This is a genomic window from Actinacidiphila sp. bgisy160 (genome assembly GCF_965342435.1).
GTDB lineage: Bacteria > Actinomycetota > Actinomycetes > Streptomycetales > Streptomycetaceae > Actinacidiphila.
In genome coordinates this window covers 45916-60752 of the sequence record NZ_CBDRCM010000004.1, presented here as the reverse complement: position 1 = coordinate 60752, position 14837 = coordinate 45916, and the positions used below count along the sequence as shown (strand labels likewise).

Here is a 14837-nt window from a genome sequence, read left to right as displayed (position 1 = left end):
CACCCGGGCGCCCCCGGTGCGGGCGCCCACGCCGCCCCGCGCGGGGCGGGCAGCTGACGGAGCGTCCGCGCCCCGTACAGCCGGGCCCGTCCGCGCCGCGCCCCTGGCACGCGTGCACCATGCCGCCTGCCGCCGGCGCAGGCGGCTTCTGCGCCCGGGACCTCCGCCGTGTGCTGTTCACCGAGGCCGGCTGCGTCAGCCGGCGCGGGTCGACCGCGGCGCCGTGCTCCTGGACCGTGAGCCGGCAACTGCGGGAGGCCGAACAGGCGGCCGCGTACCGAGCGCTGCTCGCCGCCCTGGACGGGGAGGGCTGGCGGGCCGGAGGTGTGCTGGCGGATGTGGGACGACCGGCCGCACAGCGGGCAGACGCCGCCCCGGCTCGCGTACGGCCCGCACGGCGAACCCGCGGAGGAGGTACTGCGCCGCTGGTGGCGCACATGGGCGTGACAATTCAGACGAAACGCTGACATTGTGTCGTCATGACGGCTCTCGCGCCCGGCGCAACCGACGACACGACGGACTTCGCCGACGCCGACCGGGGATTCCTCGGTGCCCTGACCCCCGGCCGCGTCACCGACGGCGACGGCCGGGTGGTCTGGGACGGCGACGCGTACTCCTTCCTGCAGGGCCCGTGCCCCGACACGGCGCACCCGGGGTTGTGGCGACAGAGCCGGCTCGCCTCCAAACAGGGGCTGTTCGAGGTCGTCGAGGGGGTCTACCAGGTACGCGGCCTGGACCTGTCGAACATGACCCTCGTCGAGGGTGACCGCGGGGTCGTCGTCATCGACCCCCTCCGCTCCGCCGAGTGCGCCGCCGCCGCCCTCGCCCTCTACCGCGAGCACCGGGGGGACCGGCCCGTCACCGCCCTCATCTACAGCCACTCGCACGTCGACCACTTCGGCGGTGCCCGCGGCGTCCTGCCGCACGGCCACGACCCGGTGCCCGTCCTCGCCCCGGCCGGTTTCCTGGAGCACGCCGCCGGCGAGAGCGTGGACGCCGGGGTCGCGATGACCCGCCGCGCCGTCTACATGTACGGCTCCGAACTGCCCAAGGGCCCCGCCGGGCAGATCGGCTGCGGCCTCGGCCAGACCGCCTCCACCGGCACCGTCACCCTGATCCCGCCCACGGTGCACGTCACCCGCACCGGGCAGGACGAGACGATGGACGGGGTCCGGATCATCTTCCAGCTCACCCCGGGGGCCGAGGCGCCCGCCGAGATGAACTTCCACTTCCCCGGCAAGCGGGTGCTGTGCATGGCCGAGAACGCCACCCACACCATGCACAACGTCCTCACCCTGCGCGGGGCGCAGGTCCGCGACGCCCGGCTGTGGGCGCACTATCTCAACGAGGCCCTCGTCCTGTTCGGCAACGCCTCCGACGTCGTCATCGCCTCGCACCACTGGCCGACCTGGGGCCGAGAGGGCATCCACCGGCTACTGTCGCACCAGCGCGACCTGTACGCCTACCTCCACGACCAGACCCTGCGGCTGGTCAACCAGGGCCTGACCGGCAGCGAGATCGCCGAGGAGCTGACGCTGCCCCCGGCCCTGGAACGGTTCACCTCCAACCGCGGCTACTACGGCTCCCTCAGTCACAACGTGAAGGCCGTCTACCAGCGCTATATGGGCTGGTTCGACGGCAACCCGGCCCACCTGTGGCAGCACCCCCCGGCGGCGGAGGCGCGGCGCTACGTGGACTGCCTCGGCGGCACCGACGCCACCGTCGCCAAGGCACGGGAGTACGCCGACGCGGGCGACCTGCGCTTCGCCGTCACCCTGCTGGGCCACGCGGTCTTCGCCGACCCCGGGCACGCCTCCGCGGCGGAGGAGCTGGCCGTGCTCTACGAACGCCTGGGGCACGGCTGTGAGAACGGGCCCTGGCGCAACTTCTACCTGATGGGCGCCCTGGAACTGCGGCAGGGCGTCACGCGGACACCGGTCGTCATCGCCAACCCGGCGCTGATGGCCGCCCTGACCGTCGACCAGCTCATCGACTCCCTCGCCATCCGGGTCAACGGCCCCAAAGCCTGGGATGTCCACCTGACCATCGACTGGCGCCTCACCGACGAGCGCCGCACCTGGCACCTGACCCTCTCCAACGGCGCCCTCACCTACTTCTCCACCCAGGACGGGCGGCCCGCCGTCCGCCACGCGGACCTGACGCTCACCCTCAGCCGGCCCGAACTGCACCGGCTCCTTGCGGGCGGGCGCTTCGAGGGCGTCGAGCACGAGGGGGACCTGAAGGTGGTCGCGACCCTCGTAGGGCTGCTGGACACCGCCGACCAGGACTTCAGGATCGTCACACCGTGAGGATCGTGGACGCACGTGAAGAAGGTGCTCCGTTCGCTCCGCCCGCGTGATGCGGGTCCGGGCTGGTCTCAACCCGGCTGGTGCCGATCGTGTAAGCGCTGGCGGACCGCTGGTCCCCAGCCAACGTGAGCCAGGAATCCCCGTCCCATAGGGCGGGGAGGATGTCAAGTGTCGCACTCCAGCACGGTGCGGCACAGCCCGCACCGTGCCCTCACCCGGCCCCGTACGGGCACCCGGATCCGCTGGTGACACGTGGGGCAGGGAAAGGAGACCCGCTGGGGCTCGCCGCCCTCGAAGGCGTAGCCGGCGGCCGGGTAGGCGCCGCCGCGCCGCCGGTCGTGGGCGTACCGGCGACGGCCCGCCCAGCCGCAGCCGACCATCGGCGGATGGCGCAGATCGTCCTCGGCGACCCGCAGCCCGGCCCGGTAGGCCTCCTGGGCCCTCGGGCTGGTGAGCCACGGCTCGATGTCGTCGCCGAAGGCCTGTGCCCGCTTGGCCAGGACGTAGCCGAACTCCTCGGGGGTGAGGTAGCCCAGCTTGGACGCGGCCGTGGTCAGCCGCTCCCCGTGAAGCGCCGGCTCCTCCCGGTAGGAGTCCAGCAGTAGCCAGCCCGCGCCCAGATACGTCGTGGCGGTGTCGGTGAGGATCTCGTTCTCCCGCACCCCGGGGAACTCCAGGCCGAGCCGGTGCAGATAGACGTGCATGACCTCGTGCGCCAGCACCGCCCCCACGTCCCGCCGGTCGTCCCGGAAGCGCGCGTGCAGCTCCACGAAGTACTCCGGTCCGGCGGCCAGTTCCACGTTGCCCGCGTGCACCATGTCCCGGAAGCTGACCACCATGCGGGCCTCCGGCAGCCGGAAGTGCTCGACGATGGCCCGGGCCACCCGCTGGGCGCCCAGATGGAGGTCCTCGTCCGCGGGGAACGCCACCGACTCCGGGCGCACACTCGCCGGGAAGCGGCTCACCGTGTCGTACGACAGCCGCCGGTAGAGCGCGGTCAGGGCGGCCCGCACCTTCTCCAGGTGCGGGAAGCCGTGCTCGATCGGGCTGGACGACGGCTCGGTCACGGCGCCTCCCAAGCGGGTACGACGCTTCGAGCCTACGCGTCGACCCAGGCCGTTGTCGCCGTGCGTTCCGGGCCCGTGCCGCTCGCCGAACCGGCCACCGGCACGCCCAGCGCGGCCAGCCGCTCCGCGGCCGTCGGCGCGGATCCGCCCTCCGCCTGGTACACGCTGACCAGCAGCCGCCCGCCCGGCTCCACGAGCTCGGCCAGCAGCCTGCGGACCAGGTCGCCCAGCCTGCGCTCGGGCACGCAGTCGGTCAGGGTGTGCACGAAGGTGAACCGCCCGCCGTCGGCCGGCCGCCAGTCCAGCGCGTTGCCCACCGATATCCGCCCGGCCCACCGCGGCAGCCGGCGCCGGGCCAGCTCCACCAGGCGCGGCGCGAAGTCCACACCGTGGGGCTCGATCACCCGCCCCCGCTCCGCCGCCCACTGCCGTACCGACTCCATCAGCAGCCCGTTGGCACAGCCGACGTCCAGGAAGGTGCCGTCCTTGTGCAGTGCCTCGACCACCATCGAGCGCCGCGCCCGCCACTGCTCCGGCTCCCGGCCGAAGCCCGAACCGCCCTCGGGCGTGGTCGCCCGCAGGTAGGCGGGCTCCAGCAGGCGCAGGTTGTCGGCGAAGTACGAGGTGTCGTCCTGCTCCCGGAAGGAGCGCGCCGCGTCCAGCACCGCGCGCCGCTCGGAACCGTGGGAAAGCATGCCCGCGATCGTGGCGGCGTCGGCCACGACCAGGTCCGCGTCCGTGGCGTGCGGCCGCCGGCCCCGGTAGCGGTCGCCGTCCAGCCAGGCGTAGAGCCGTTGCCGCCCCGCCTCCCAGGCGAAGGGGTGGACGCGCTGCCGGTAGTAGCCGGCGGTCTCCAGCGGCACCCGGGCAGCCGTGTCGAGCATCCAGTCCTCGCCGGGCAGCACCTCCCCGGACGGCAGGCGCACCACCCCGTCCCTGCCGCGCACCGCGCCCGTCAGACCGCCCGGGAGGAACGGCACGAACGTGACCCGGCGCACCGAGGCCGGGTCAGGGTCCTCCTCGACCGGCTCGTACGCCGTCCGCCCCGCTTCCATGCCGTCCCCCTCGGCCGTGTGTGCGTCCACCCCCGGCCCGGCCGCGCGCGAGGCGATGCCGTCGCACCCGGCGCCGGCATGTGGACACCGTACAAGGCGCCACTGACACCGGGCAGCCGCTCATCCTGCGACGGCCGGCTCCGGCGTCTGCCCGTAACACAGGCAGAACGGGTGCCCGGCCGGGTCGGCGAAGACCCGGAAACCGCTGCGCCTGCCGCCGCTGTCGTGCAGGAAGGCGGCGCCCAGCGCGACCACCTCCTCGTGGGCCCGCTCCACGTCGGCGCGGGTGGGGACTTCGAAGTCCAGATGGAACTGCTGGGGGTGCTCCGGGTCGGGCCAGCGCGGAGGCCGGTGGAAGGGCACCTCCTGGAAGGCGATCCGGGTGCCGTCCGGGGCCGTCAAGGTCACCCACGAGGGGTCCGCGGTGTCCAGGGCCCCGCCGAGAATCCCCTGGTAGAAGGTGCCCAGCGCCGTCGGGTCCGGGCAGTCGATCACGGTGCACTGCAAGGTGGCGATCACCCAAAGAGCCTGCCCGGCGTCCTCCTCGGGACGCAGCACCATTTCCGGGACCATACTTTCGGCTGATACGGAACCGGTCGGCCGGGGGAGGCCCCGGCACCCTCGGGCTCCGTACGGTGGACCCGTGTCCGGCCGCCCGTCGCCCGGCGGCCGGACACCGCGTCCCTACCCTCGTCGTCCGAAGGACCCCGCCCCATGTCCGCCGCCTGTGCCGCCTCCGCCGCTGCCGTCCGGACCGGCGCGGCCGTCCGGACCACCGCCGTCGCCCGGCGTGCGGCGCTCATGACGGTGCTCGGGGCGCTGGCCTTCCTCGCGGTGTGCGGGGCCGGGAAGGCCGGGGTCCCGGACGCCCTGGGCGTCCCCGGACCGGCCCTGGCCGGCGCGCTCCTGCCTGCGGCGGGCGTCGGCGGCGTCCTGTACGCCGTCCGCCCGAGGTGAGAAGGCGGTGAGGATGACGCACCGTCGCATCAACGTCCTCGCCCTCGTCCTGCTCGCCGTCGCCGCCGCGAGCGCCTGGGCGGTCACCCACGCGGGGCGGGGCGAGGCGGCCGCCGTGGTCCACGGCAGCACACCCGCCCGCGCCTCCGACCCCGCCGGTCACACCCCCGTGCGCATCGACATCCCCGGCGCCGACGTGCACGCCCGCGTGGTCGACCTCGGGGTGACCGAGGACGGCACCCTACAGACCCCCACGAGCGAGCAGGGCCGCTACGCCGGCTGGTACGACCGCAGCGCCACCCCGGGCGACACCGGCACCTCCGTGATCGTCGGCCACGACGACGGCGGGCACGGCCGCGCGGCCTTCCACGGCCTCCACCGCGTACGGCCCGCCGACACCATCGTGGTCACCCGCCGTGACGGCAGCCGCGCCCGCTTCACCGTCACCAGGGTCGAGCACGTCCCATGGCACTCCCGCCGCGCGCAGGACCTGCGCACGGACGGCGGCGTACCCGCCCTGCGGCTCGACACCTGCGCGGGCGACCGGCACGACGGCCGCGGGCCCGCCGGGGCGCTGGTCGTGCACGCGACCGCCGCCCGCCACTCCTGACCCGCGCCGCCCGGGGGTGCCACGGCATGTGCGGCGGAGGACCGGGGGAGCGGGGCTGCCCTCGCGTCGGATGACGGAGTCGAGCGCCCTCGCCGCCGCGGGCCCCTCGGCTCCCCGCCGCCTCCGGAGGCCGGGCCGGCGGACACCGGGTGACGCCTCGTCAGCCGGAGCCGGTCCGGTACCGCCGGTGTCGGCAGCCCGGGCGGCAGGCACGCAGGACCGGCCGCGGCCGCCCCGCCGGCACTGGCCGCGGGTGGCGGAACGGCCGGCGGCACGGGGGAGTCCCCGGCGCCGGTGGACGTGACGACGGGACCGGACGGGAACAGGTCGTGGACGGGTTCGGCCACGTGCCGCACAACCCCCCGCCCGCGCGACGGCGGGCCGCGGGTATCCCCCGTGCGCGGCGGGCCGGGCATGGGGCAGCATGACCGCATGCCTGCTCTCACACGTGCCGAGGCCGAGACCCGCGCCCGGCAGATCGCCGTCCAGCACTACACCGTCGACCTGGACCTCACCCGCGGCGACGAGGTGTTCGGATCGACCACGGTCATCGGCTTCACCGCCCTCGCGGACGGCGACACCTTCGTCGAGCTGAAGCCCGCGGCGCTCCACGGCGCCGTCCTGGACGGGCGGCCGCTGGACGTCGCGACTCTGGACGACAACCGGCTGCCGCTCACCGGGCTCGCGGCCGGCCCGCACGAACTGCGGGTCGAGGCCGACATGCGGTACTCCCGCACCGGTGAGGGCATGCACCGCTTCACCGACCCGGCCGACGGCGAGACCTACCTGTACACGCAGCTCTTCCTGGACGACGTGCAGCGCGTCATCGCCGCCTTCGACCAGCCCGACCTCAAGGCCGTCTTCGAGGTCGCCGTGACCGCGCCCCCCGCGTGGACCGTCCTCGGCAACGGCGTCGCCGAGCGCACCGGGGAGGCCGAGGGCCGCTGGCGTGTCGCGGCGACCCCGCCGATCAGCACCTACCTGCTCGCCGTCGCCGCCGGACCCTGGCACTCGGTGCGCACCGGACACGCGGGCCTGCCCTTCGGGCTGCACTGCCGTCGTTCCCTCGCCCCGTACCTGGACGCCGACGTCGAGGAACTCCTCGACATCACCCGGCGCTGCTTCGACCGCTACCACGAGCTGTTCGAGGAGCCGTACCCCTTCGACTCCTACGACCAGGCCTTCGTCCCCGAGTTCAACGCGGGCGCGATGGAGAACCCGGGCCTGGTCACCTTCCGCGACGAGATGGTCTTCCGCTCCGCCGTCACCGACACCGAACGGCAGACCCGCGGCATGGTCGTCGCCCACGAGATGGCCCACATGTGGTTCGGCGACCTCGTCACCCTGCGCTGGTGGGACGACATCTGGCTCAACGAGTCCTTCGCCGAGTACATGGGCTACCAGGTGCTCTCCGAGGCCACCCGGTTCACCGGCACGTGGACCGACTTCGCCGTCGCCCGCAAGGGCTGGGGGTACGACGCCGACCAGCGCCCCTCAACCCACCCCGTCGCCCCCGCCCCGGAGGCCGTCCCCGACACGGCCTCGGCGCTGCTCAACTTCGACGGCATCTCCTACGCCAAGGGCGCCTCCGCGCTGCGCCAGCTCGTCACGTGGCTCGGCCGCAAGGACTTCCTCGCCGGCATCAACGAACACTTCGCGCGGCACCGCTTCGGCAACGCCGCCCTCGCCGACTTCATCGACTCCCTCGCCCACGCCACCGACCGCGACGTCCACGCCTGGGCCGACCGCTGGCTGCGCACGACCGGTGTCGACACCCTCACCCCCGTCCCGGTGGGCGCCGACGGCGGCTGGCGGCTCGACGTCACGCACCAGGGCAGCCGCCCGCACCGCATCTCCGTCGCCGCGTACGACCGCGCCGACGCCGACCCGGCGCAACTGGTGCTGCGCGAGCGCTTCGAGACCGATGTGCCGGCCGACGGCCAGGAGCCCGGCGCGCGTCCCGGCCCCCGCCCCGACCTGGTGCTCCTCAACGACCAGGACCTGACCTACGCCAAGGTCCGCTTCGACGCGCGTTCCTGGGACACCCTGGTGGCCGCACTGCGCGGCCTGCCGGACCCGCTCAGCCGCGCCCTGGTCTGGAACGCCGCCCGCGACCTCGTCCGGGACGGCGAACTCCCGCCCGCCGCCTATCTCGACGTCGCCCGCGCCCACCTGCCGTACGAGACCGACATCGCCGTCGTGCAGGGCGTGCTCGGCTTCGCCCGCGGGCAGATCGCCGACCGCTACCTCCCCGCGGCCGACCGCTCCGCCGCGCTCGCCACCCTGGAGGCGCTCGCCCGCGACCTGCTCACCCGCGAGGACCCCGGGCTGCGGCTGGCCGCGGCCCGCGAGCTGATCGCCGCCACCGCCGACCCCGGCGCCCTGCGCGGCTGGCTCACCGAGGGCACCCTGCCCGGCGGGCCCGCGCTCGACCCCGAACTGCGCTGGCAGATCCTCACCCGGCTCAGCGTCCTGGGCGCGGCCTCGGCCGAGGACATCGCGGCCGAACTGGCCTCCGACCCCAGCGCCACCGGCCAGGAAGGCGCCGCCCGCTGCCGGGCCGCGCTGCCCGACCCGGAGGCCAAGCGGGACGCCTGGGCGCGGATGTTCGACGGCGACACGCTGTCCAACTACCTCTTCACCGCCACCGCACAAGGCTTCTGGCAACCCGAACAGCTCGACCTCGTCCGGGAGTACGTGCCCCGCTTCTTCCCCGCCGCCGCCGCGGTCGCCGCCCGACGCGGCCCCGCACTCGCGGAGGCCGCGGGCCGTTGGGCCTTTCCCGTCCCCGTCGTCGAGAGCGCCGTGCTCGACCTCGGTGAGGAGTGCCTGCGCTCCGGCGACCCCGCACCGACGCCCGCGCTGCGCCGTCGCCTCGCCGACCAGCTCGACGATCTGCGCCGCGCCCTGCGGGTCCGGGGTGCCTGAGGGCGCCCGCGGGGAGCCGGGCGGCGAACACGGTCACGGTGACCGCTGTCGCCCGGCATTCGGCGGAAGCATCCCGCCGCGCAGTGAGCGGCGCTCAACCAAGAAGCAACCTGGAGGTACGCATGTTCGGCAGAATCGGGGCACCCGAGTTGCTCCTGATTTTGGTCATACCGGCCGCCGTCGTCTTCGGCATCGTGCTCGCCGTCGTGCGCAAGCGGCAGCCCCGGCCCGACCCGGCGGCGTGGCAGGAACGGCAGCACTGACCGCGCCGCGCGCGGGCTTCGCCGTCGTCCGGGCCCACGGGGCCCGGGGTGGCGCCGCGGCTTGTGGACGGTCCGCGGGTGCGCCGGGGCGGCGCCCGTTCCGGCGCAGCTGGGCAACACCCCCGGCGGGGGAGCGTCGTTACGCAGGTCGCCCGGCGCGCACGCGCCGGTGACCCGCGACCCCGGAGGGTGCCGAGCCCATGCCCCCCCACCTCGCCGGCGGCAGTGACGGTCCGCACCGGCTGCGCCCGTTGATCGAGGCCGCGCTCGGCGCGCTCGCGGCGGGCGCGGCCGCCCGCGGTGGACCGCTTCCCGCGGGCGGCCCCGAGGCCGTCGCGTTCCGCGTGCGGGAGGCATGGGGGGAAGCCCTGCCGGAGGAAGGCATCGGGGCGGTCGAGGCGCTGAGCGCGTTGGTCGGCGTCGTCGCCGAGGGCGCGGCCGACCCGGCGGACCCGTTGTGCGCCGCCCATCTGCACTGCCCGCCGCTGGGGGCGGCCGTGGCGGCCGACCTGGCCGCGAGCGCGCTCAACCCGTCGATGGACTCCTGGGACCAGGCCCCGGCCGCGACCGCGCTGGAGGCGGAGGTCACCCGCGCGCTGGCCCGGCTGGTCCACCCGGGGGCGGCCGCGCCGGACGCGCTGATCACGACCGGCGGCACGGAGTCCAACCAGCTCGCCCTGCTCCTCGCCCGCGAGGACGCCCCGGGCGTGCGCGTCGTCGCCGGGGCCAACGGCCACCACAGCGTCCCGCGCGCCGCCTGGCTGCTGGGCATGCCCGCTCCCGTCGTCGTGGACACTCCTGGCGGCGTGCTCGACCCGGAGCGGGTGCGGACCGCGCTCGCCGCCGGTGGGGGCCCGGCCCTGCTGGTCGCCACCGCTGGCACCACGGACTCGGGCGACATCGACCCGCTCCCCGAACTGGCCCGCGCCGCGCGGGAGCACGGCGCGCGCCTGCACGTCGACGCCGCGTACGGAGGGTCGCTGCTGTTCAGCGACCGGGAGGCGGCGCGGCTCACCGGCCTGCGGGAGGCCGACTCCGTCACCCTCGACCTGCACAAACTGGGCTGGCAGCCCGTGGCGGCCGGGGTGCTCGCGGTACGCGAGGCCGCGCTGCTGCGCCCGCTGGGCCACCGCGCCGACTACCTCAACGCCGCCGACGACACCGAGGCCGGCTTCCCCGACCTGCTCGGCCGCTCGCTGCGCACCTCCCGCCGCCCCGACGTGCTGAAGATCGCCGTCACGCTGCGCGCCCTGGGCCGCCGCGGGCTGGGCGGGCTCGTCGAGGCGGTCTGCGACCGGGCCCGGCACCTCGCGGACCTGGTGGACCGGCACCCCGCACTGGCCCTGCGCGCCCGCCCGGCCATCAGCACCGTGCTCTTCCGCCCCACCGGCGCCGGCGACGAGGAGGTCGCCGCGATCCGCCGCCGGCTCATGCTCGACGGCCGCGCCGTCCTCGGCCGGGCCCGCGCCGACGGACGGCTCTGGCTCAAGGCCACCCTGCTCAACCCCACGACCACGCCCACGGACCTCGAGGCACTGCTCACGCTCGTGTGCGCGACCCACCAGGAAGGCAACACCCCCCGATGACCCCCACCGACGATCACGACCCGCACCGGGACCAGCCCTTCGACCTGCTCGGCATCGGGATCGGCCCGTGCAACCTGTCCCTGGCCGCCCTCGCCGACGGCGTCCCGTACCTCAGCGCGGCCTTCTACGAGCAGGAGCGCTCCTTCCGCTGGCACCCCGGGCTGCTGCTCGACGACGCCACCCTCCAGGTGCCGTTCCTCGCCGACCTGGTGAGCCTGGTCGACCCCACGAGCCGGTGGAGTTTCCTGAACTACCTCAGGACCCGCGAGCGGCTCTTCCCCTTCTACTTCGCCGAGCGCTTCCACACGTACCGCGCCGAGTACGAGGCCTACTGCCGCTGGGTCGCCGAGTCGCTGCCCACCACGTACTTCGGCCACCAGGTCGACACCGTCCGCTGGAACCCCGGGCGCGCCGTCTTCGAGGTGGACCACACCCGTCTGGACGCCGACGGCCAGGCCGAGGCCCTCGGCCGTACGTACGCCCGCAACCTGGTGCTCGGCGTCGGCAGCGCGCCGTACGTGCCCGAGCCGCTGCGGCCGCTCGCCGAGTCGCCCGCCGTCCCCGTCGTGCACTCCGCGCACTATCTGGAGCACCGGGAGCGGCTGCTGGCCGCCGAGCACGTCACCGTCGTCGGCGCCGGGCAGTCGGGCGCCGAGGTCCTCCTGGACCTGCTGCGCGCCAGGCCAGCGGGGCACGAACGGCTGACGTGGATCGCGCGCAGTCCCGCGTTCGCCCCGATGGAGTACAGCAAGCTCGGCCTGGAGCAGTTCACGCCGGACTACACGCGGTTCTTCCACGGGCTGTCCGAGCCGGTCCGCGACACGCTGCTCCCGCGGCAGTGGCAGTTGCACCGGGCCATCGACCACGACACGATCGGCGCCGTCCACGACGAGCTGTACCGCCGCACCCTGGGCGGCGGCTGGCCGGACGTCGTCCTCACCCCCGGAGTGACGGTCCGCACAGCCGGCCGGATGGGCATGGGAGCCGTCGAACTCCACCTGGAGCACGAGCAGCAGGGCACCCGCAGCCGGCTGATCACCAACGCGGTCGTCCTCGCCACCGGCTACCGGGAGCGCTCCCTGGACGCGTTGCTCGGCCCGATCCACCCGTACATCCGCCGCGACGCGGCCGGCCGGCCCCGGATCGACGGGTGCCACCGGCTGGAGCTCGACCCGGTCGTCGCCGGCACCGGCGCGGCCGTCCACGTGCAGAACGCCGAGCGCCACACCCACGGCGTCGGCGCCCCCGACCTGGGGCTGTCCGCGTGGCGCTCGGCGGTCGTCCTCAACGCGGTGACCGGCAAGGAGCCCTACCCGCTGCCCTCCCGCACGGCCTTCACGACCTTCGGGCTCAGCGCCGCCACCAACCCGGTCAGCCCTTGGACCGAGACTTCTCCTTCCGCAAGGCCCGCAGGTACTCGCGGTTCATAGCGGCGATCGACGGCAGTGGGATGCCCTTGGGACAGGCCGTCGCGCACTCCCCGGTGTTGGTGCAGCCGCCGAAGCCCTGGTCGTCCATGGCCGCGACCATGTCCAGCACCCGGGTCTCGCGCTCGGGCTGGCCCTGGGGCAGCACATTGAGGTGGTTGACCTTGGCCGAGGTGAAGAGCATCGCTGAGCCGTTGGGGCAGGCCGCCACACACGCTCCGCAGCCGATGCACTCCGCGTGCTCGAAGGCGAAGTCGGCGGCCTCCTTCGGCACGGGCGTGGCGTGCGCCTCGGGCGCGCTGCCGGTCGGGACGCTGATGTAGCCGCCGGCCTGGATCACCCGGTCGAAGGCGGAGCGGTCGACGACCAGGTCCTTGACCACCGGGAAGGCGGCCGCCCGCCACGGCTCGACGTCGATGGTGTCGCCGTCCTGGAAGTGCCGCATGTGCAGCTGGCAGGTGGTGGTCCGCTCCGGGCCGTGCGCCTGCCCGTTGATCACCATGCCGCAGGCGCCGCAGATGCCCTCGCGGCAGTCGTGGTCGAAGGCGACGGGCTCGTCGCCCGCCAGGATCAGCTCCTCGTTGAGGACGTCGAGCATCTCGAGGAACGACATGTCGGGACTGATGTCCTCGACGCGGTAGGTGACCATGGAGCCGCTGTCCCCGGAGGACGGCTGGCGCCAGATGCGCAGGGTGAGGTTCACGCGTAGCTCCGCTGGGTGGGGTGTACGTACTCGAAGTCGAGGGCCTCCTTGTGGAGCACCGGGTCCTGGCCGGCACCGGTGAACTCCCAGGCCGCGGCGTACGAGAAGGCCACGTCGTCGCGCAGCGCCTCGCCGTCCGGGGTCTGGCTCTCCTCGCGGAAGTGGCCGCCGCAGGACTCGGCGCGGTGCAGGGCGTCCAGGCACATCAGCTCGGCCAGCTCCAGGAAGTCCGCGACCCGGTTGGCCTTCTCCAGCGCCTGGTTGAGCTCGTCGCCGCTGCCGGGCACCTTCACCCGGCGCCAGAACTCCTCGCGCAGGGCGGGGATCCGTTCCAGCGCCTTGCGCAGGCCCGTCTCGTTGCGGGCCATGCCGCACTCGTCCCACAGCAGCTCGCCGAGCTCGCGGTGGAAGGAGTCCGGGGTGCGGTCGCCGTCGACGGCGAGCAGCAGGTTCAGCCGGTCCTCGACCTCGGCCACGGCCTCGGCGACCGCGGGGTGGTCCGGCGTCACGGTGTCGTGCGGGCCGCGGGCCAGGTAGTCGTTGATCGTGGCCGGGAGCACGAAGTAGCCGTCGGCCAGGCCCTGCATGAGGGCGCTGGCGCCGAGGCGGTTCGCGCCGTGGTCGGAGAAGTTGGCCTCGCCGATGGCGAACAGGCCAGGGACGGTGGTCTGCAGGTCGTAGTCGACCCACAGGCCGCCCATCGTGTAGTGCACGGCGGGGTAGATCCGCATGGGCCGGGTGTACGGGTCCTCCGCGGTGATCCGCTCGTACATCTCGAAGAGGTTGCCGTACTTCTCCTCCACCTTGGCGCGGCCCATGCGGGCGATCGCGTCGGCGAAGTCCAGGTAGACGCCCTGGCCGCCGGGGCCGACGCCGCGGCCCTCGTCGCAGACGTTCTTGGCGGCGCGGGAGGCGATGTCGCGGGGCACCAGATTGCCGAAGGAGGGGTAGATCCGCTCCAGGTAGTAGTCGCGCTCGTCCTCGGGGATCTCGTGCGGCGGGCGGGTGTCGCCCTTGGCCTTCGGTACCCATATGCGGCCGTCGTTGCGCAGCGACTCGCTCATCAGGGTGAGCTTGGACTGGTGGTCGCCGGAGCGCGGGATGCAGGTGGGGTGGATCTGCGTGAAGCAGGGGTTGGCGAAGTACGCGCCGCGCCGGTGGGCCCGCCAGATGGCGGTGGCGTTGGAGCCCTTGGCGTTGGTCGACAGGTAGAAGACGTTGCCGTAGCCGCCGGTCGCCAGCACCACGGCGTCGCCCATGTGCACCGAGACCTCGCCCGTCACCAGGTCGCGGGCGACGATGCCGCGGGCCCTGCCGTCCACCACGATCAGGTCGAGCATCTCGGTGCGGGGGTGGAGCTCCACGTTGCCCGCGTCGATCTGCCGGGACAGCGCCTGGTAGGCGCCGAGCAGCAGCTGCTGGCCCGTCTGGCCGCGGGCGTAGAAGGTGCGGGAGACCTGCACGCCGCCGAAGGAGCGGGTGTCCAGCAGGCCGCCGTACTCACGGGCGAAGGGCACGCCCTGTGCCACGCACTGGTCGATGATCTGCACCGACACCTCGGCGAGGCGGTGCACGTTGGACTCGCGGGCGCGGAAGTCGCCGCCCTTGACGGTGTCGTAGAACAGGCGGTGCACGCTGTCGCCGTCGTTGCGATAGTTCTTCGCCGCGTTGATGCCGCCCTGGGCGGCGATGGAGTGCGCCCGGCGCGGTGAGTCCTGGTAGCAGAACTGCACGACGTGGTAGCCCTGTTCGGCCAGTGTCGCCCCCGCGGAGCCGCCCGCGAGGCCGGTGCCGACCACGATCACCGTGTGCTTGCGGCGGTTGGCCGGGTTGACCAGCTTCGCCTCGAACCTGCGGCGGTCCCAGCGCTCCGCGATAGGGACGTCCGGCGCCTTGGTGTCGGCGATCGGCTCGCCCAGTCGGTAATCCATG

At 74.1% G+C, this 14837-nt stretch carries 12 protein-coding genes and 1 pseudogene; 8 read left to right on the top strand and 5 right to left on the bottom strand.

All coding sequences use genetic code 11. The annotated features are described in order from the left end of the window. Positions 1-119: 119 nt before the first annotated feature. Positions 120-308 (top strand): annotated as a pseudogene (locus ACRWNP_RS05895) (glycoside hydrolase family 113); the annotation flags it as partial. A gap of 171 nt (positions 309-479) precedes the next feature. Beyond that, entirely contained in the window at positions 480-2309 is a 1830-nt protein-coding gene (locus tag ACRWNP_RS05890) for an alkyl/aryl-sulfatase (RefSeq protein ID WP_431959887.1), read from the top strand. Positions 2310-2473: 164 nt separating this feature from the next. Here the strand turns inward: ACRWNP_RS05890 and ACRWNP_RS05885 are convergent, their stop codons facing one another. From ACRWNP_RS05885 to ACRWNP_RS05875, 3 genes are all read right to left on the bottom strand, one after another. Then, positions 2474-3376, bottom strand: a complete 903-nt coding sequence (locus tag ACRWNP_RS05885) for a hypothetical protein (protein WP_431959886.1) — start codon at positions 3374-3376, stop codon at positions 2474-2476. A gap of 32 nt (positions 3377-3408) precedes the next feature. Continuing rightward, positions 3409-4431, bottom strand: a complete 1023-nt coding sequence (locus ACRWNP_RS05880; protein WP_431959885.1) for a class I SAM-dependent methyltransferase — start codon at positions 4429-4431, stop codon at positions 3409-3411. Between the two features lie 120 nt (positions 4432-4551). Beyond that, the gene (locus tag ACRWNP_RS05875; protein ID WP_431960034.1) at positions 4552-4950 is read right to left on the bottom strand and encodes a VOC family protein; all 399 of its coding nucleotides are present in this window, start codon (positions 4948-4950) and stop codon (positions 4552-4554) included. Between the two features lie 195 nt (positions 4951-5145). On the opposite strand from ACRWNP_RS05875, the gene ACRWNP_RS05870 reads away from it, so the two are divergent. From ACRWNP_RS05870 to ACRWNP_RS05845, 6 genes are all read left to right on the top strand, one after another. Next, the gene (locus tag ACRWNP_RS05870; RefSeq protein WP_431959884.1) at positions 5146-5388 is read left to right on the top strand and encodes a hypothetical protein; all 243 of its coding nucleotides are present in this window, start codon (positions 5146-5148) and stop codon (positions 5386-5388) included. A gap of 13 nt (positions 5389-5401) precedes the next feature. Next, positions 5402-5998 (top strand): sortase domain-containing protein, encoded by a 597-nt coding sequence (locus ACRWNP_RS05865; protein WP_431959883.1) that lies wholly within the window; start codon positions 5402-5404, stop codon positions 5996-5998. A gap of 432 nt (positions 5999-6430) precedes the next feature. After that, complete coding sequence (pepN, locus tag ACRWNP_RS05860; protein WP_431959882.1) at positions 6431-8926, top strand: aminopeptidase N; 2496 nt, start codon at positions 6431-6433, stop codon at positions 8924-8926. 122 nt (positions 8927-9048) lie between these two features. Next, the gene (locus tag ACRWNP_RS05855; protein WP_431959881.1) at positions 9049-9189 is read left to right on the top strand and encodes a hypothetical protein; all 141 of its coding nucleotides are present in this window, start codon (positions 9049-9051) and stop codon (positions 9187-9189) included. A gap of 200 nt (positions 9190-9389) precedes the next feature. After that, entirely contained in the window at positions 9390-10775 is a 1386-nt protein-coding gene (locus ACRWNP_RS05850) for a pyridoxal phosphate-dependent decarboxylase family protein (protein ID WP_431959879.1), read from the top strand. After that, entirely contained in the window at positions 10772-12205 is a 1434-nt protein-coding gene (locus ACRWNP_RS05845; RefSeq protein ID WP_431959878.1) for a lysine N(6)-hydroxylase/L-ornithine N(5)-oxygenase family protein, read from the top strand. Before ACRWNP_RS05850 ends, ACRWNP_RS05845 begins: the two co-directional genes overlap by 4 nt. Here the strand turns inward: ACRWNP_RS05845 and ACRWNP_RS05840 are convergent. Continuing rightward, positions 12147-12905: a succinate dehydrogenase/fumarate reductase iron-sulfur subunit gene (locus ACRWNP_RS05840; protein WP_431959877.1), complete on the bottom strand. Its 759-nt coding sequence runs from the start codon at positions 12903-12905 to the stop codon at positions 12147-12149. The genes ACRWNP_RS05845 and ACRWNP_RS05840 overlap by 59 nt on opposite strands. Then, positions 12902-14836 carry a fumarate reductase/succinate dehydrogenase flavoprotein subunit gene (locus ACRWNP_RS05835; protein WP_431959876.1) on the bottom strand — a complete coding sequence of 645 codons (1935 nt, stop codon included), beginning with the start codon at positions 14834-14836 and terminating at the stop codon, positions 12902-12904. Before ACRWNP_RS05835 ends, ACRWNP_RS05840 begins: the two co-directional genes overlap by 4 nt. Between the last annotated feature and the right edge of the window lies 1 nt (position 14837).

Coding starts and splice junctions, on each gene's coding strand:
- ACRWNP_RS05890 (WP_431959887.1), top strand. CDS start 480: ATGACGGCTCTCGCGCCCGGCGCAACCGACGACACGACGGACTTCGCC.
- ACRWNP_RS05880 (WP_431959885.1), bottom strand. CDS start 4,431: ATGGAAGCGGGGCGGACGGCGTACGAGCCGGTCGAGGAGGACCCTGAC.
- ACRWNP_RS05870 (WP_431959884.1), top strand. CDS start 5,146: ATGTCCGCCGCCTGTGCCGCCTCCGCCGCTGCCGTCCGGACCGGCGCG.
- ACRWNP_RS05865 (WP_431959883.1), top strand. CDS start 5,402: ATGACGCACCGTCGCATCAACGTCCTCGCCCTCGTCCTGCTCGCCGTC.
- pepN (WP_431959882.1), top strand. CDS start 6,431: ATGCCTGCTCTCACACGTGCCGAGGCCGAGACCCGCGCCCGGCAGATC.
- ACRWNP_RS05855 (WP_431959881.1), top strand. CDS start 9,049: ATGTTCGGCAGAATCGGGGCACCCGAGTTGCTCCTGATTTTGGTCATA.
- ACRWNP_RS05850 (WP_431959879.1), top strand. CDS start 9,390: ATGCCCCCCCACCTCGCCGGCGGCAGTGACGGTCCGCACCGGCTGCGC.
- ACRWNP_RS05845 (WP_431959878.1), top strand. CDS start 10,772: ATGACCCCCACCGACGATCACGACCCGCACCGGGACCAGCCCTTCGAC.
- ACRWNP_RS05835 (WP_431959876.1), bottom strand. CDS start 14,836: ATGGATTACCGACTGGGCGAGCCGATCGCCGACACCAAGGCGCCGGAC.